This is a genomic window from Salipiger sp. CCB-MM3 (assembly GCF_001687105.1).
Lineage (GTDB): Bacteria > Pseudomonadota > Alphaproteobacteria > Rhodobacterales > Rhodobacteraceae > Salipiger.
Map to the genome: position 1 here is coordinate 95,214 of NZ_CP014597.1, position 16,667 is coordinate 111,880.

Annotated in this window: 14 protein-coding genes and 3 pseudogenes; 6 read left to right on the top strand and 11 right to left on the bottom strand. The window is 58.3% G+C overall.

Going from position 1 to position 16,667, the window contains the following annotated elements; translation table 11 throughout:
* Positions 1 to 2: 2 nt before the first annotated feature.
* A complete protein-coding gene (locus tag AYJ57_RS20785; protein ID WP_157374326.1) occupies positions 3 to 338 on the bottom strand; it encodes a peptidoglycan-binding domain-containing protein in 336 nt (111 codons plus the stop codon).
* A gap of 398 nt (positions 339 to 736) precedes the next feature.
* Entirely contained in the window at positions 737 to 1,042 is a 306-nt protein-coding gene (locus tag AYJ57_RS20790; RefSeq protein ID WP_066110620.1) for a hypothetical protein, read from the bottom strand.
* Between the two features lie 165 nt (positions 1,043 to 1,207).
* Between AYJ57_RS20790 and AYJ57_RS25635 the strand changes: the two genes are divergently transcribed.
* The 4 genes and pseudogenes from AYJ57_RS25635 (at position 1,208) to AYJ57_RS20815 (ending at position 5,123) form a co-directional block, all read left to right on the top strand.
* Positions 1,208 to 1,965 (top strand): IS5 family transposase gene (locus AYJ57_RS25635; RefSeq protein WP_157374327.1). Its coding sequence is split into 2 segments (ribosomal slippage): positions 1,208 to 1,526 and positions 1,526 to 1,965, totalling 759 coding nucleotides; the frame shifts between segments, so codons are not numbered across the junction.
* Positions 1,966 to 2,076: 111 nt separating this feature from the next.
* Positions 2,077 to 3,107: pseudogene (locus tag AYJ57_RS20805) on the top strand (IS110 family transposase).
* 517 nt (positions 3,108 to 3,624) lie between these two features.
* Entirely contained in the window at positions 3,625 to 4,584 is a 960-nt protein-coding gene (locus tag AYJ57_RS20810) for an IS110 family transposase (RefSeq protein WP_066110594.1), read from the top strand.
* Between the two features lie 140 nt (positions 4,585 to 4,724).
* Positions 4,725 to 5,123, top strand: a complete 399-nt coding sequence (locus AYJ57_RS20815) for a response regulator (RefSeq protein WP_066110624.1) — start codon at positions 4,725 to 4,727, stop codon at positions 5,121 to 5,123.
* Here AYJ57_RS20815 and AYJ57_RS20820 read toward each other — a convergent pair.
* Entirely contained in the window at positions 5,120 to 5,653 is a 534-nt protein-coding gene (locus AYJ57_RS20820) for a 3'-5' exonuclease (RefSeq protein ID WP_066110626.1), read from the bottom strand. The two genes, AYJ57_RS20815 and AYJ57_RS20820, sit on opposite strands and share 4 nt — an antisense overlap.
* 898 nt (positions 5,654 to 6,551) lie before the next feature.
* Positions 6,552 to 7,271 (bottom strand): LuxR family transcriptional regulator, encoded by a 720-nt coding sequence (locus AYJ57_RS20825; RefSeq protein ID WP_083191422.1) that lies wholly within the window; start codon positions 7,269 to 7,271, stop codon positions 6,552 to 6,554.
* A gap of 467 nt (positions 7,272 to 7,738) precedes the next feature.
* On the opposite strand from AYJ57_RS20825, the gene AYJ57_RS20830 reads away from it, so the two are divergent.
* Positions 7,739 to 8,869: an IS110 family transposase gene (locus AYJ57_RS20830; protein ID WP_066110630.1), complete on the top strand. Its 1,131-nt coding sequence runs from the start codon at positions 7,739 to 7,741 to the stop codon at positions 8,867 to 8,869.
* Between the two features lie 647 nt (positions 8,870 to 9,516).
* Here the strand turns inward: AYJ57_RS20830 and AYJ57_RS26385 are convergent.
* The 5 genes and pseudogenes from AYJ57_RS26385 to AYJ57_RS20855 all read right to left on the bottom strand — a co-directional run.
* Positions 9,517 to 9,964 (bottom strand): annotated as a pseudogene (locus AYJ57_RS26385) (transposase); the annotation flags it as partial.
* A gap of 112 nt (positions 9,965 to 10,076) precedes the next feature.
* Positions 10,077 to 11,206, bottom strand: a protein-coding gene (locus AYJ57_RS20835; protein ID WP_157374189.1) for an IS3 family transposase whose coding sequence is annotated in 2 segments (ribosomal slippage) — positions 10,077 to 10,942 and positions 10,942 to 11,206 — 1,131 coding nt in all. Because the reading frame shifts where the segments join, the coding sequence is not laid out codon by codon here.
* 81 nt (positions 11,207 to 11,287) lie between these two features.
* Positions 11,288 to 11,785 (bottom strand): annotated as a pseudogene (locus tag AYJ57_RS20845) (IS110 family transposase); the annotation flags it as partial.
* A 293-nt stretch (positions 11,786 to 12,078) separates the two neighbouring features.
* Positions 12,079 to 12,726 (bottom strand): hypothetical protein, encoded by a 648-nt coding sequence (locus AYJ57_RS20850; RefSeq protein WP_066110633.1) that lies wholly within the window; start codon positions 12,724 to 12,726, stop codon positions 12,079 to 12,081.
* 274 nt (positions 12,727 to 13,000) lie between these two features.
* On the bottom strand, positions 13,001 to 13,207 hold the full coding sequence (locus AYJ57_RS20855) for a cold-shock protein (RefSeq protein WP_066110635.1): 207 nt from the start codon (positions 13,205 to 13,207) through the stop codon (positions 13,001 to 13,003).
* 268 nt (positions 13,208 to 13,475) lie between these two features.
* Between AYJ57_RS20855 and AYJ57_RS20860 the strand changes: the two genes are divergently transcribed.
* On the top strand, positions 13,476 to 15,236 hold the full coding sequence (locus AYJ57_RS20860) for a UvrD-helicase domain-containing protein (RefSeq protein ID WP_066110637.1): 1,761 nt from the start codon (positions 13,476 to 13,478) through the stop codon (positions 15,234 to 15,236).
* Positions 15,237 to 15,382: 146 nt separating this feature from the next.
* On the opposite strand, the gene AYJ57_RS20865 is transcribed toward AYJ57_RS20860, so the two are convergent.
* Both AYJ57_RS20865 and AYJ57_RS20870 read right to left on the bottom strand, forming a co-directional pair.
* Positions 15,383 to 15,526 carry a hypothetical protein gene (locus AYJ57_RS20865; protein WP_157374328.1) on the bottom strand — a complete coding sequence of 48 codons (144 nt, stop codon included), beginning with the start codon at positions 15,524 to 15,526 and terminating at the stop codon, positions 15,383 to 15,385.
* A gap of 586 nt (positions 15,527 to 16,112) precedes the next feature.
* The gene (locus AYJ57_RS20870) at positions 16,113 to 16,337 is read right to left on the bottom strand and encodes a hypothetical protein (RefSeq protein ID WP_157374329.1); all 225 of its coding nucleotides are present in this window, start codon (positions 16,335 to 16,337) and stop codon (positions 16,113 to 16,115) included.
* Positions 16,338 to 16,667: the final 330 nt, after the last annotated feature.

Here is a 16,667-nt window from a genome sequence, read left to right on the forward strand (position 1 = left end):
GGTCAGTCGACCCAGGCGTCGGTCGTATAGAACGTGAGGGTTTCCACCACCTGTGCATCACGCGCCCAGGTCCAAGTGGGGGCATACTTCCGATAACGCGGGGTTTGCATCAATAGCTCATAGCCTCGTGCTGTGCCCGGCCCCCAAGAGCCGTCGATGCCACCTTGGTAGTGCCCATGCGATTTCAGAGTCTCCTGGAGGTATTTGCGCATGTCCGCTGGGAACTGACGGAAGCGGGCTTCGAGCTCAGAGATCGTAATGGGCTCGTAGGCCAGTGCAGGCGCGGCTGCCATGCAAATTGACGCCGCGGTAGCGGCAATAAAGGAACGGCGGTTCATTCTACGAAGTACTCCAGTAATCATCATGCAGCATTGAAGCCGAAGCCTCCGGTCCAAGTTAGGCGCAGAAATGACGCAGTGCCAGCACCTTAGGTCAATATGCAGTTTGCGGTTGCAATATTGCAACTAGAGATGGCACTGTGAACTTATAGAATAGATGCGACCAGAATGAAATTCAGAGTTATTCCATAATAGCGATTTGGCGGCGCACCCTGCCCGTCCCTTCCACCCTGAACGCCCTCATCGAGCGATGGCCGCTCTTTCTGGTCTCGAGGACGCTCGCATGCCGGGCGTTGAGTTTTCGAACGTGACCTAGAGGCCTTGGGCCACCGACATTAGTCTCGGCAGCAAGCAGCGCTTTGGCGGCGAGATGTCCAGCGAACCCTCGGCTGTGGCACTTACGGCGCATTCATCGAAGATCCATTCGCAGTCGCTTCATAAGTGCGCGCGATGGTGATCGTGAACGGATATCCCGTGTGACGTCCCCAGCCCGAGAAGTACGGGCCCGATTTACAGGTCATGCTCTCGGCGCCGAAGAGCGTGCGAATATGCTGGCAATAGCTTGCGTCGTTCCAAGAGAAAACATCAAGGCCGCCAACAGCCAGGCCGGGGACCAGCGCTGTCCTCCAGATCAGGTTCCGGAACATGAAGCTTTTGGACATGAAATGGCGTGCGACCAGAGCGGCGAAAACCAGCACGATCATCCAATTAGAAGGTTCATAAAGCTATCCTTGTTGTGAATAGAGATCTTCTAAACATGCGGCAATTATGAATAGTTTAATCTTTCAGCCGCGCATGGCAACCTAGGCTCAGGCCTCATTAAGATTTGACGGACAAGGTGATGCAGGGGCGTAGTGGAGACCTGCATCATGAGCGATTTGTTCTGGCTAAAAGAGGCACAGATGGCGCGTCTGCGTCCCTTTTTTCCAAAGAGCCGCGGCCGCCCGAGGGTCGATGACAGGCGCGTGCTGAGTGGAATTATCTTCATAAATCGCAATGGTTTGCGCTGGCGGGATGCACCGCGAGAATACGGCCCGCACAAGACGCTTTACAACCGGTGGCGCAGGTGGAGTGAGATGGGCGTCTTCGCCAGGATCCTGGTCGAGTTGGCCGATCAGGGCACCGAGACGGCAACCGTTATGATCGATGCAACCTACCTCAAGGCGCACCGCACGGCCTCCAGCTTGGGGGCAAGAAAGGGGGGCGCGGGCGCGCGATTGGCAGAACCAAAGGCGGCATGAATACCAAGCTGCACGCGATCTGTGACGCCATGGGCCGCCCCGTGCGCATGTTCCTGACCGCCGGACAGGTCAGCGACTATCGCGGCGCCCAGGCCATCTCGGACGCACTGCCTTCGGCCGACTGGCTTCTGGCGGACCGAGGTTTCGATGCCGACTGGTTCAGAGAAACGTTGCAGGACAAGAAGATACGCGCCTGTATACCGGGTAGGAAAAGCCGCAAGACGCCCGTAAAATACGACAAGCGTCGCTGCCGCCGCCGCAACAGGATTGAGATCATGTTCGGCCGACTGAAGGACTGGCGACGGGTCGCGACGCGTTACGACCGAAACCCGGTCATCTTCCTCTCAGCCATCGCTCTCGCCGCCATCGTCATCTTCTGGCTATGAATGGCAATGAGATGCCGTAACGGGGCTGCGTCGCGACCCGCCCGTTATCGTTGCAAGATCGAGGGCAAGCTGGCGCCATTCCCGTATTGGATCCACATGGAGGACTGCGGGATGAAGCTGTTTATTGGGCTGGATGTGTCGCTTGAGAAGACCGCAATTTGCGTGATCGGCGAGCATGGGAAGATTGTGAGGGAGGCGCAGGTGGCCAGCGAGCCTGAGGCGCTGTTGCGCTGGATCGGCGATCAGGACGGGGAAGCTGCGGCCATCGGGCTCGAAGCTGGCCCCCTGTCGCAATGGCTGCATCGCGGGTTGTCCGCGGCTGAACTACCTGTCGTGCTGATGGAAACCCGGCAGGTGAAAGGCGCCTTGAAGGCCATGCCGATCAAGACGGACCGCCGGGATGCCGAAGGGATCGCGCGCCTGCTGCACCTCGGCTGGTTCCGACCGGTTCACTGCAAATCAGTCTCCGCACAAGAGGTTCGCGCTGTGCTCAGCGCCCGGAAGGCCGTGCAGCAAGGGTTCATCACGCTGGAAATGTCCCTGCGCGGGCTGCTGCGGAACTTCGGCCTCAAGGTCGGCACCATATCGCGGGGCCGGTTCGAACAGCGGATCCGCGAACTGGCGGCAGGCAATCCGATGCTGGTAGCGGCAACCGAGCTCATGCTTCGCGCGCGGGCAGCGCTGCGGCGAGAACTCGCAGGCCTTGAACGCCATGTCCGCCAACTTGCTCATGACGATCCGGTCTGTCTGCGCCTAATGTCGATGCCCGGGATTGGCGTGGTCGTGGCACTGACCTACCGATCTGCGATCGATGATCCTGGTCGCTTCACATCCTCGAAAAAGGTCGGGCCGTGGGTCGGTCTGACGCCGTCTCGCAACCAGTCTGGCGAGCGCGACATCTCGGGCGGGATCACCAAGGCGGGCGACGTCAACCTGCGTCGTGCCCTGTGCCAGGCTGCCACCGTCATGATGCATCGCGGCGGGCAACATGGCTGCGAACCTGGGCGGCGAAACTCGCGCGCCGCCGGGGCACCAAGCGCGCAATGGTTGCGCTGGCCCGACGTATCGCCGTGATCCTGCACCGGATGTGGAAGGATGACACCGACTTCCGCTTCGATACGCCGGTGCTTTATGCCGGTTGACGACACAGGTTCCAGACTTCTGCCCGCCTAATCGCGGGCCTTCGAGGTCCCCACGGGACGCGGTTCCGGTGATGCCGTGCTCAGGACTGATGCCGACCATGTCGAGCACGCAAATGAGATGGGCACAGCGGAATTGCATTGAACCAGCATCATGTTGGCGGCCACCGCGCCGACCACGGACCGAAGCATGTACCCGGGTCGATCTCAAAAGAAGGCCGCCGAATAGGGAAGCGGATCAACGGTTCAAAGGACAAGACCGCGGTTAAGCGGGACATTCGACATGCGCGAAAACCCTTGACCGGGACGCCCCCGTTACCGAAGTCCTGAGCCTTCTGTATCTCGGATCTGCTATTTTGCCCCCGTCACCTTCCTTGGCCGAGGCTGGTGACGGGGCGGTGTATGGCGTCTGAGCCTTGTGGCCTGACCACGTCTGCTAGCGAGCCAGCACCGTCTCTCTTTCATCATCTCGAACAGTTGGATGCGGCCGACAAGGACCGCGGAGCAGAAGGAAGAGAGCATGAACACGGTATCATCTGAACAGGTCATCGGCATAGATGTCTCGCGCGACTGGCTGGACATCTATTGCCTGCCCGATCGGAAGCGCCTTCGGTTGCCGAACACATCGGAGGGCCATGCCCATGTGGTGTCCCTCGCACGGCGGCGTGGCGCCCTGGTCTGCTTCGAAGCCACCGGCGGGCAGGAGTGGCGGTTATGGGCTTCCCTCGACGCGGCGCGGATCGTCGCGCGTCAATTGCCGCCGGCACAGGTCAAGGCCTTTGCCGCCAGCCGTGGCACCCGGGCCAAGACGGACCGGATCGATGCGGAACTCATTGCCCGTTTCATGGTATTCCGTCCCGAGGCCGGACGTCGCCATCCGACCGGGAAATTGCGCGCGATCAGAGCTTCGACATCGAAGCGAGCGCAACTCGTCGAAATGCGTAAGCGGCTGCTCGTCCAGATCAAGGCACACGAAAAACTCGCGACCGCTGGAATGTTCACCGACATGGACGTGGAGTTGAAGGCTCTGTTAGATACCAGGATCTCAGAGCTGGAAGAACGGATTGAGCAGGCAGTTGCGGCCGATGGAACACTGGCCGAAACCGCCCGCATCCTGCGCTCCATTCCTGGGGTCGGCCCGGTTGCCAGCACTATGCTCATCGCCGAAATGCCCGAGCTCGGGGCCATATCCGGAGAACAGGCCGCAGCCTTGACGGGGCTCGCTCCTATAGCGCACGACAGCGGTGCGTTGCGGGGCAAACGAACCATCGCCGGAGGGCGGCGCGCCCTGCGGCATGTCCACTTCCAGGCCGCCCTCGTCGCAGCAAATCATAACCCCACCCTGAAAGCCTTCGCGCAGCGACTGCGCGACGCCGGAAAACCGCACAAGGTCATCATCACTGCGGTCGCACGAAAGCTCGTCAATATCGCCAACGCTCTATGCAAAGCGCGTAAACCATGGGGCCTTCAAGGCGCATGACGGATACAGTTGCTAGCAAAAAAACGGGCAGTTAGAAGCTTGGCCGGAACGTGAACAAAGTGTCGCACCCCGGCTTTGGAACCTTCCGGTCTGCCGCTCGTTGGCCAGTCTTGACCACGATGTAATAATGGAGACGACGTATGCTGGACCGAAACACTGAACCGTTGGGCGCTCCCACAGTTCTCATCTGCGAAGACGAAGCCATCATTGCGCTGGATCTGAAATATCAGGTCGAAGACATGGGGTATCGCGTTATCGGCCCCGTCGCCACCGTGGCAGCCGGTCTAGAAGCCTTGAAAGGTGAATGCCCGGATGCGGCCATTCTCGACGTGCGCCTTCGTGAGGGCGACGTCATTCCGCTCGCAGAAGAGTTAGAGGCAATGGGCGTTGGCCTGATGTTTCAGTCTGGTCATGCCATACACGAGGAGGTTCTCGATCGCTTTCCCCAAGCACAGTTCTGCAACAAGCCGCTTCCGACCGGCGAAATTGATCGCTCGCTGAAGGTCATCCTAAAGCCTTCAATGTCGAACGCAGCCTAGGACTCTGATGCGGCTCCTACGAGCCATGCCTCGGCCATACGGCGGGCATCTTCACCCGCCCTGTGAGGCACCGCGCACTGCTCAAGATGTCGGAACACCTTGTTGACGGCGGCAGTGTCTTTGAGGGTCATCATCACATAGGTATCGAAGTCTACCAGTCGCACACGGGGAGGCGTTCTCGTGAGACGCGCCAAGCAACCAAGCCACCGTGCATCGAACTCCGGGTTGTCACTGACAGCTACACCAATATTTACGGTATCGTACCACGCGAGCACTTCCTCGATCGAGGAGCCTGTCTTCTCAAGCTCCTCCAGAGTAATACCGTGTACAGCCTCGCTTTCGGCCGACCACAGGTCATCTGACCAGCTTGTATGGGGCTGTATTAGTCGCGCATCGCTCACCACCACTCCATCTTTTACTGAGGCCACTCCAATCTCGATCGGCCAGCTTCCGGGCATCAGTGAACTCGCCTCGAGGTCGAGAAAGTAGGCCGGGTTGTTGAGGACGACTTCAGCGGTAGAGGCGGACATTTCACAAACCCGAATTATGACTGCAGATCAGAAGTTTAATATAGTATTTATGAGGCTACTTCATACCCCCTGCGTCCACTTTATTTTGCTTGTTCGCAGCGCCACGAAGCCCTCAGATAAGGCCCTATCGAACCCTATTTGTGGACGGCGCTGAAAAAGAGGGCGGTGTAGCCTGCGCAGTGGCCGAGACGTACCGCGTAGTTCTCTGACTAGCAATCAATCCTTGAGACATTGGCCGCTACGCCGCCCACTGTTTGCGATTTATTCTTTTTTATGGGCCAGCGCGCTTGCCGCTTATTTTGAATAAGGTATCGCCGGCCCATGCACAAGGATACTTCCATGACCACACGTGGCATCGACAATCATAGATGATTGCCATATCCTCGCACGGGAGCGAACTTTATTTTTGGGTGGCAACCCACCGGACCCTCTTAAGATGTCTTCTACGCCTCGGCTCTCGGTCTTCTGTATCGTGTGCAGCCAGTAAACAATGGATATCAATCCGTCTGCAATGGCGATGTCTTCTCGAATGAACTGGACCCGGTGACCCTACAGGCGGCAGCATGATCAATAGGCAAGCATAGCAGCGCCGCAAATCTGTCCGAGAAATGGGGTCCACCTCACTCCTTCTTCCAAGCGTAGAGCTAATACGTGCTGCCGTACAGAGGCTTCGATACTTTCCCGACTGGGTGCCGCGCTCGGTGATCCGGGCGACCGCATCCCGCTTGAGCTCGTCGCAGAACTTGCTCTTCCTATCATGGCCTCCTTGCCTTAAATCCAGCACAGAAAGCGTCCACTATACACGATCTATTAAGTATCTGTGGTGGATCATGCTATCTCCATTAGTTGTTTCACAGTAAGATTGCGGAGCCTCGGACGACGTCACTCGATGTGCCCTCTACAGGGTGATGATCCCCATTCCAATCGCTTTTGCGACCGCATGAGTTTTGTTCGACGCGCCAAGTTTGGCAGCAGCGTTGTGCGTATAGAACTTCACGGTGCTTTCCTTCAAGTCCAATATTAAACCGGTCTCTTTGGCAGTTTTGCCTCTTGCTGCCCAGAAGAGCACTCCCTGTTCTCTTGAAGAAAGAGGTACACACGGCACTTCAAACTGAGAGTTCCGGCAAGAGTGCTCGTGGAAAAGATATCCCAGATAATGAATGTCCGAGCGAAAATCATTGGTGTATCTACCAAATTCAGATGCGCTCATATTTGAATTGATGGAGAAAAGAGCTCTTCGGCCTTGGGCGTCACGAATGGGGATCGTTAATCCTTGTGAGCTAACCCCGAATTCTGCCGCCTCTCCGAAGAAATCTCGAATCGCAGGATCATCAGCGGTAAGTTGCGACCAGTCTATTGGAAGAGCAGACTTGAGCCCGATCTGTACGACAGGATCGATGAGCTGGTAATTGCCGGAGATGTACCTGTTCTGCCATTCGTCGGAGTAGGTAGACTCCGTCGCATCCTCGAGCTGACCCTCAGTGTTGATCCTTAGGTAGGTGAAGTGCTCGATCCCCACCATATCGCTGAGTTGATGCAGCAAGCGTTCTGGAGAGACATCTCCTTCGTCTTCACACTGCTCACGCACCATCCCAAAAACAGTTGAAACATCTAGCATACGCCCCCCGCTGATCTTTTCCGCGCTTTTACGCTTGGAGGTGTACCTGCATCATGAAGAAAACAAAAACAAACGCTTGCATTGTAATCGCAGCAAGGCGTTGCAGAAAAGTGTCGCTCCCATCTGACGTTAAGCTGAGTTGGTAAGAAGCCGGAGGTTACAGCTATCCATAGCGGCCTTCGCGGTGTATCCAACCTTTTGCAGAGGTTGGTTGCTCCACCATTTCATAAGGGCTTTCATTCTCCTGGGATTCGCAAATGCTGCCTTTGTTGAGGTATCGCTTATCACCTTTACCCATGCACGCTTTTCCGTTGCTTACCCCTCGGCCTTTGGGGCAGTTCGCAACGCCTAGACCCCATGATCGCGTTGCAAGGTGATTAGGTCGGCGGTCTCTCCCACGGCATTCTGCATGCGAGGGTTGCTCCGGATGACCCGGTGCCGAGCCTCAGGAATGGGGGAGAGACCAGATGCAGGATAGCACGTTCATCGGGCTGGATGTCCACAAGGCAACGATTTCGGTGGCGGTTGCCGAGGGCGTTCGAGGCGGCGAGGTCCGCCACCTCGGCACCATCCCGCACCGCGCCGACCATGTTCGAAAGCTTGTCGAGAAGCTGGGATCCGGCGGCCGCAATCTTCACTTTTGCTACGAAGCCGGCCCCTGTGGCTATGGTCTGCATCGGCAGCTCGTCGAGATGGGGCATGACTGCGTTGTGGTGGCACCCTCGCTGATACCGGTCAGAAGCGGAGACCGGGTGCAGACGGACCGCCGTGATGCCGTCATGCTGGCGAAGCTGCACCGGGCGGGCGAGCTGACCGCGGTCTGGGTTCCGGATGCGGCGCATGAGGCCATGCGCGACTTGGTGCGCGCCCGCGCGACAGCGGTGCGCGTCACTGGCAAGGCGCGACAACACCTGCAGGGCTTCCTCTTGCGCCACAGCCGCGTCTATCCCGGGAAGAAGGGCTGGACGGTCGCTTACAGGCGCTGGCTGACGACGGTGCGCTTTGACCACCCCGCGCAGCAGATCGTGTTCCAGGATTATGTGGATGCGGTCAGCGATGCCGAGGCGCGGGTCGCGAAGCTGACCGGGCAGATTGCCGAGCTGCTGCCAGACTGGGACCTCGCGCCCGTGGTGGAGGCGGTCCAGGCCATGCGCGGTGTTGCATTCATTGTCGCCGTCACCGTCGTGGCCGAAGTGGGGGACTTCAACCGGTTCGGCAATCCGCGTCAGCTGATGGCCTATCTCGGTCTCACACCCTCGGAGCGTTCCAGTGGTGCCACCGTGCGCCGCGGCGGGATAACCAAGGCGGGCAGCGGACTCGCGCGGCGGGTGCTGATCGAAGGCGCCTGGAGCTACCGCATGCAGCCGCGGGTCAGCCGCAAGCTGCACGACCGGCTCGAGGCGTTGCCGGCGGCCGTGCGCGACATCGCCTGGAAAGGGCAGTTGCGGATGTGCCAGAGGTATCGCCGCCTGGCCGCGGTCGGGAAACCGAAGGTGGTCGTTACAACAGCCATCGCCCGCGAGATGGTCGGCTTCATATGGGCCATCGCACGGATGGTGACGGCAGTCCCGGCCAGCACAGCCGGACAGCGCGCCTAGAAAAGGGACGCTTCTTCGGCCCGCTGATGCGCAAGGCTGGAGGCGGAACGCGGTGGGGGATCCTCGTGCCCTGTTATGTGCCGGCATTGCCGACGCTCGCTCACTAGACCGAGGCAGCCCCAAGACGAAACCACGGTCATGCGGTAACCAACCCGCGCATGAGAGCTTGCTCAACCGTCGTCTCAGTTCCGTCCCCAGCCTTGCGCATCTTCAACACGCAGCGCCCGGCACCGCCGGCAGAAGTGTCTTGGAGCAAACCCTTGACAGCGATCATGAGAACAGGCCACTGAAAAAGCCTGCTACATCGTCGCTTCGAAAAAACGCTCCCGGCGTGCGGCCTTCTGTGTACGGCCATTTCGAGATTATCGTCCAGTCGTCCGATTAGCGCAACATGTATAACCGCCCCTCGCGCAAGAGGATTTGGAGCAATCTGGCGCGATGTCGGGTGCTGTAATGTATCCGGCCTCGTAATGCGGCCATCGTCATGCCGCGGGCCCGCATGGTGTTCGCGGGTCGGAACCAAATCAAAGACGCGTGCTCGAGGGCACTCTGTTGCGCTCTGGTTTTCCAACCGTGTCTGGCGACCAATGCGCCAAGCTGCTCTCAGCCCTCCTCCGCTCCGACGCCCTCGCGACCACTGTCGGACTTTACGCCGCCATTGCCGGTGCCCAGTAGACCTCTCTGCGCTTCATCAACGCCCAGACGATTTGCGCCATCTTGTTGGCCAAGGCCACGCGCACCAGCATCGGCGGCTTGCGCTCCAGCATCATTGGCAGCCAAGTGCCCGGACGTGCTGACGTTTGGTGATGACGTTGTTGGCGCCGATGATTAACAAACGCCGGATATCGCGCTGACCGGACTTGCTCGTTCGCCCGAGCCTCTGCTTGCCGCCGCTCGAGTGCTGCCGTGGCACCAAGCCCAGCCGGGCTGAGAAGTCTCGGCCTCGCCGGAAGTTTTCCATCGGTGGCGCGAAAGCCGCCAGAGCCATAGAAGTTATGGGGCCAATGCCTGGCATTTTTGTAGGCGCGAAGAAAAAGATGACTGCTTACTGGCCGCCAATATTTGAGCATCAAGTTCATAGAGCCGCCGCGACAAGTCATCGATCTGATCAAAGCAGAGCTGTGCCATGTGACGAACGGCAGGCGGAAAATTGTCCAACCCCTAGTGGCCCGGTGAGCTGACCCCATCGAGTGGTCCGGGTTAAATGCTAATGCATGGTCGGCCTTCGATCTATGGGGATGAAGGTCTCCGGTGCCGGTGTCCGATATCCAAGAGCGCTATGCGGCCGAGCGGTGTTGTAGTGCTTTCGCCATTGTTCGATGAGGATTTGCGCCTCCCTCAACGAGTAGAAGACCTCGCCATTGAGGAGTTCGTCCCTGAACCTGCTGTTGAAGCTCTCGCAATAACCGTTCTCCCAGGGTGACCCCGGCTCGATGTACGCGGTCTTCGCCCCCACCAGCTCGATCCAGTCGCGCACCTTCTGCGCGATGAACTCCGGGCCGTTGTCGGACCGGATGAACCGCGGCGGGCCGCGCTGGATGAAGAGATCGGTCAGGGCGTCCAGGACATCGGTGGAGTTCAGTCGCCTGTCGACACGGATCATTAACGCCTCCCGCGTATATTCATCGAGGATGTTGAGCGTCCGGTAGGTCCGGCCGTCACTGGTCCGGTCCTGCACGAAGTCGTAGGACCAGACGTGGTTGGGGTGCTCGGGCTTCAGCCGCACGCAAGAGCCATCGTCCAGCCAGAGCCTGCCGCGCTTCTTCTGCTTGTGTGGGACGACCTTGAGCCCTTCGCGCCGCCAAATGCGCGCCACCCGCTTGTGGTTCACCTGCCAGCCGGCACGCCGCAGCAGCACGGCGACCCGGCGGTAGCCGTAGCGGCCATACTCCCGGGCCAGATCGATGACGTCGGCGGTCAGCCGCGCCTCGTCTTCCCGGCCCTGTGGTGGCTTGCGCTGCGTGGAGCGGTGTTGGCCGAGCACCCGGCAGGCCCGGCGTTCGGAGATGCCGAGTGTCTCGCACACATGCTCCACGCATTCGCGGCGGCGCGAAGGGCTTAGAAGTTTCCCTGGGCAGCCTCGGTCAGGATCAGCTTCTCGAGCGTCAGGTCAGATACCGCCCGCCGCAGCCTCAGGTTCTCCTTCTCGAGTTCCTTCAGCCGCGACAACTGTGCCCGGTTCATCCCACCATACTGCTTCCGCCACCGGTAAAAGGTATGCTGCGATATCCCGATCTGCCGCACCGCATCGGCCATCGACAGGCCCTGGCCATGCAACACCTCGACCTGACGCAGCTTGGTGACAATGTCTTCCGGCTTCTCACGCTTTCCAGCCATTCCGTAGTCCTCCTGTTCGCCGAAATCCTATCGGATTTCAGGCTTCGTGGGTGGACCACTTCAAAGGGGCTGGCTCACCGGTTCCAGAGCAGCCCGTAGCTTGTCGACGTTCTCGCGCCCCTTGGCGGCGACAAGGCCAAACTCGGCGAGGTGTCCGCGCAAGGCATTGATTGTTTGCGTCCGTTGTCCGACCAGAAGCTCACGCAGCCGGAAGATCATGCCGAGCCCCTGCTGCTCCGGGGTCTTCACCTCGACAAAACGCATGGTCGGTCGGCTCGCTGCCTCTGCGATGGCCTCGGCATCCGCCATGTCGTTTTTCTGGTTCTTCAAGTACGGCTTGACGAACTTTGGGGCGATCAGGCGCACCTCATGGCCGATCGCTGCCAATGTCCGCGCCCGATGATGGGCCGTCGCACAGGCGTCCATGGCAACAAAGCATCCGGGATGCATCTGCATGGACGCCAGGAACTGCTTGCGCGACAGTCCCTTGCGAAACACGACCTCGCCACCTGCTGTCGCTCCGTGCAATTGAAAGACCTGCTTCGCCAGGTCAACGCCGATGATAGAGACTTCCTTCATAGCCTTTTCCTCCTGATCCTTCATAGATCAATCTGGCACAAGTGCCGTCAGGAGGGGCTACCCAACCCATAATCAGCGCCATCATGAGACTTCCTTGATCAGGTCACGGCGGGGGCTTCGCTCAAAGGTACAATCAGTGCTTCGACGCAGAGCGGAGATGTCACCTGCTCAAAAGTCGACGACGCCGATAGCTCCAAGGATGTCTGCGTATTTACGTTCTGACACCTCTTGACGCACAAAAAAGCCCCCGGAAGGTTATCCGAGGGCTCAATGAAATAGGATAGGCTCCTACGTCAGCTGTTCCCGCCTGTTTGGAAGAACGAAATGCGTTTTTCGTCACGCTCTGTGAGCGTCGTGTCAACACAATAACTATTGTCGGACGAGAACCAGCCACCGGTTTCTTCGGTTACCCAGTCGCCAGGCGATCTTGCAGCGAGTTCGAGCTCGGTCTCGATGCAGACCTTGCCGGAAACATCAACGCCGATTGAAGCAAGCTCGGAAACAGCTTTCTGATCCGCTCCCGCGAAACGAACTTCATAGATGCGCCCGCCCTCGGCGGATTTCGAGTAGATCTCGATACCCGGGAGCGGCGTATAGCCGGTGCGGCCGGAACGCATGATGGCATCAAATGCCTCTGCTTCAAACGTGACGTGCGCGCGGCCACCATCAACGTACTCATAGCTGGTCATGTTGAGACCTGCTTCACCGGTCACAGTTGTTACGGCCTCTTCAACGGCTTTCTGGTACTCTCCAGGCGCGGCCGGTCGGCCGGACATGAACTCACCCTGAATGGGCGCGACAACAAGATCACCTTCATATTCGATTTTGGCGGAATTTTCGGCCAGAGCCAGCGTCGCTTCGTAATCATCGGGGAGGATGCAGCCGGAAAGGGCCAGAACAGCAAGCAGACCGGCAGCCGAGCCGATAGTGTGGATACGCATAGATTGAACTCTCCAAAAAATCTATGCGTATAGGTATACCGGAAAAATTGTGGATATTTGAAGGCAGTAACGGATTTTTCTCGAAAAAACGGCCACTTGCGAGAATTGTAAACGTTCCGGCCTGAAGTATTTTAGTCACACCCCGTAGTAGCCCTTAGAATTATCGGCTGGACGGTCCCGCGAGTGGCTTTTGACGCAGGACGCTACTAACGAAAGTAGGGTTCAGAAATAACAAAGGCCCCTCTCGGGGCCTCTGAACTCTTACTCAACTCGCTTAAGCGAGCTGTAGGTCGACTGCGCTCTCGCGACCATCGCGGCCGGACTGCAGCTCGTAGGTGACCTTTTGGTTGTCGGCCAGGCCGGTCAGGCCCGAGCGTTCTACGGCGCTGATGTGGACGAAGACATCCTTGCCGCCGGCGTCCGGCGCAATGAAGCCGTAGCCTTTTTCAGCGTTAAACCATTTGACTGTTCCGGTCGCCATTCGTGCGGCCTCCTTGGAAGTTTTGGTATGGGCTGCGATTGCGGCCCGCAAGTCACCCTGACAATAGATAGAAGAGAAGATGTATGGCCGTCCGATCGGTCCGATATCAAAGATGCGAGTTGATTTTGGAGTTCCTGGCGCAAGAACTCAAGCGTCCGACCCCACGTAGCGCAAAATACCGCCCATGTGATGATTTTTCGCGACACCGCAAGCAGTTGTATGAACCCGTCTTTCTGGGTATTCAGACTACGAATTCAGGAAAGCACGCATGACCACCCATTCGATCCCAAAGCCTTCGTTCTTTGAAAGTCATCTCCAGCGCTGCGAAGACGTACTTGCGAAGAGAATGGACATCAGCTCGATGGTCGACAAACTTCGTGCGGTCATAGATGCGCAATCCGAGGAGACAGGCGCCAAGGTCCTGAAGCGCGCCGCTCGCGAGGAGCGAGCCCCGTTCACGGCGCTCGCAGCAGAGGCCATCGATCGGAGCCTTCCGGCAACTTCAGATGGCATGAAGGCATCAAGCCTCGACGTGAACAAGGGCCTTCTCGATTTTGTCTCCCTCGTCTCTCCGAACATCCGTCTGCGCGCCCGTGCCGGCTCTGGAAAGTCGACCGCGATCGTCATCAAATGCGATTTCCTCGTCAACGAGCTCGGAGTGGCTCCTGGGGCGATCCAAGTCCTCACATTCAACAAGGCGGCCGCCAACGACCTGAGCCTGAAGCTCAAGGATGCTCTCGGGCCGGAGGTCGGCGGCAAGATCGGAGTGAGCACCTTCCATAGCCTTGCTTATTGGGTTTTGAAAACGTGCCCCGAAACGCGGCACCTCACTCTCAAATTCAAGGAGGAAGACCGGAGCCAGAAAGAGCAGCTCTCTGATTTGAAGATTGCGGTAATGCAGAACTTCTCCGCTCAAGATTTCAGAGTCTATTGCTCTCGATATGAAGGCACCGGCTTTCAGTTTCTGACCAGCAATCCAGGCTTTCAAAATCAGGTTCGCGATTTCATCACAGGAGCGGCGTCTCTCTACCGCGCCCGCCGCGGCACTCCGAAGGCCGCCAAAGCGTCTCCGATTACTCGCCATCTGGCACGCGTTGTCGATGCCTATGAGGGAGGAATGGCGGAGACAAACGTTATCGATGGCGAGGCCGGGCTCAGGAAAGCCGCCGATCTCCTTTCTGGCAACGCAGACATCAGCGCACTGAAACGTCTCGACGGTGCCCTGAAGTACCTCTTCGTCGACGAGTACCAGGACTTCTCGGCCGCCTTCGAATCCCTCACGCGAGGCGTTCTTGCGCGCAATCCGAGCTGTGTGATCAACACCGTTGGGGACGACTGGCAGTCGATCAACTCCTTCATGGGTGCCGACCTGTCCTTCTTTACAGGCTTCCGCAAGACCTATCCCGCTGCCCTCAATCTGCCTCTGCAGACCAATTGGCGCTGCGGGAAGCGCATCGTTGCGTTGGGCAACACCGTGATGCGCGCCAAGGAATCCGAGCAAGCTGTTGCCGGCCTTCCGCATGAGGGCAAGATCCGCGTGAAGACGGGCGGCATCAATGACTACCGCCGCAAGAAGGACGAATGGCACGAGGAGGTCCGGCTCTTCCTCGAGGGGCAGATCGCAACGATGGCGCGATATGCCTGGGCAGATGATGCCCGCGCCGGCCGGGAACCCGGGACGATGGTTTTGCTGGCTGCAAAGAACGAGCCTTTTGGTCAGTCCCTGCGCAGCTACGCGAAGGTCATCGACCTACCCGAAGGTATGAAGGTCGATGTCAGCACGACGCACGCGTCCAAGGGACGCGAATGGGATCATGTGATCTTGCTCGACGGCGTCGTGTCAGAGTATCCGTCATCTCACCCCGCCGATCCGGTCACGCGCGACATTATCAGCAGCCAGGACAAAACGGCAGAGGGACAACGGCTGCTCTACGTTGCCGTCACGCGGGCAAAGCACTCTCTGGCGATCCTGGCGCCTACCGAGCTGCATCCGAAGCTACTGAAGGCACGGGAGTTTGCCAAACTCTGAAAGTGCGGCGCTAGCATGTGGCATGCATGAGAGCGCTGCTGTCTTAGAGTCCAAGAAGGCTTCTTTGAGTTGCCCTAAAGAATATCGATCTTAGGCCAAGAGGTTCTCAGGATGATTCCATCATGAGTTGCAATGCGGGACCCTTCTCAACCCTTCTCATCAAGAAATTCTACGAAAGAGTAGATACTCTCAGCAATGCCTTCAAACTTCTCATAAGGCAGGACCCCGCCTGTCTCCGCATTTCCAATCAACATCAACTGCGCCAAGGTATCCTTGTAACGCGTTTGCACGAAGCACGTCCCTTGTCCATCAAGGTCTTCTCCGAGGCAACTCACCCAGTACTCCGGCGCTATCTGTTTAGCTTTCGGCAGATAGAGAGACAGCCCAGACCTTCCGGTCTTGTCGTTTTGTCCAGTACTCCATCGATCGAACAGCCGCCCACCGAAATCCACTTGGCTTTGGTATGAATAGCCATGAAGCTCGAGAGGACCATTCTCGTATGCAACTGGAAGTGGGCGGAATGAAAGCGCTCTTAGTATCCGAGGCTCATTGAGCTGGTGGACTGCACTCGGGTTCACGCTCAACGAGACTATTTCTTGATCAGTCGCGTCGCATACTCTGTATGTACCGGCACCCACCCTACGCGGCACTCCACTTGGCGATACACGGGGGAAGCCTTCACACAGTGTTGCGATATCAATCTCTAACGCACCTTCTGCAGATGCTTGAGCCCAAAGGATGCACAGCACACTCGTTAGAAGAAATTTTCGGCATGGTGGGTGAAACGTGTACATCGGTTAACCAAGCTAATACCGTTTTAGCCTTGCAATCGTCAGGACCTATTTCAACCAAAAATTGTGTAAAGCCGGGATTCCCTCACTTCACCGATCTTGCAAATCGACGAAGTTCGGCCTCGAACACCATGCCGACGTCAGCCGTCTCACACAGCACGCGTGAGCCCTCTGACAGCACGTAGACGCCGCCCTCAAGCACGAGCTCGAGGCGCCCTTTTGTCCAGTAGCTCTGCCGCTGGTCGTCGAACATATCGGGCTGAACGGATGCCCAGCCTTCCGTCGCGAGGCGGCGCTCGTCCGGCGTCATGAACAGCATCATTGGAATTTGACTTTGAGGCCCTTCCGCGGCTCATTCGCTGCCGTAAGAGCGTCGGCGAGGCGGTCGAAGTGCTGCACGGGCTGGTTCCATCGATACAATCGCACGGCACCGATGACCGCCCCGTCGGGGATCGGCATATCGATTGTCAGGAGGTCTTTCTCACGGACCCAGCGCGCCCTGCCATCTCCTGCACAATGCTCGGAGGGAAGCCAGCCGTCAGCTTCGGGAGTGATTGCCGGCGGGATTGGTTGCTCAGTCATCACCAGATGGGCCTCACTCGCATTGTGGAAGGGTCGACTGACCCCGGCTTAATGAGGA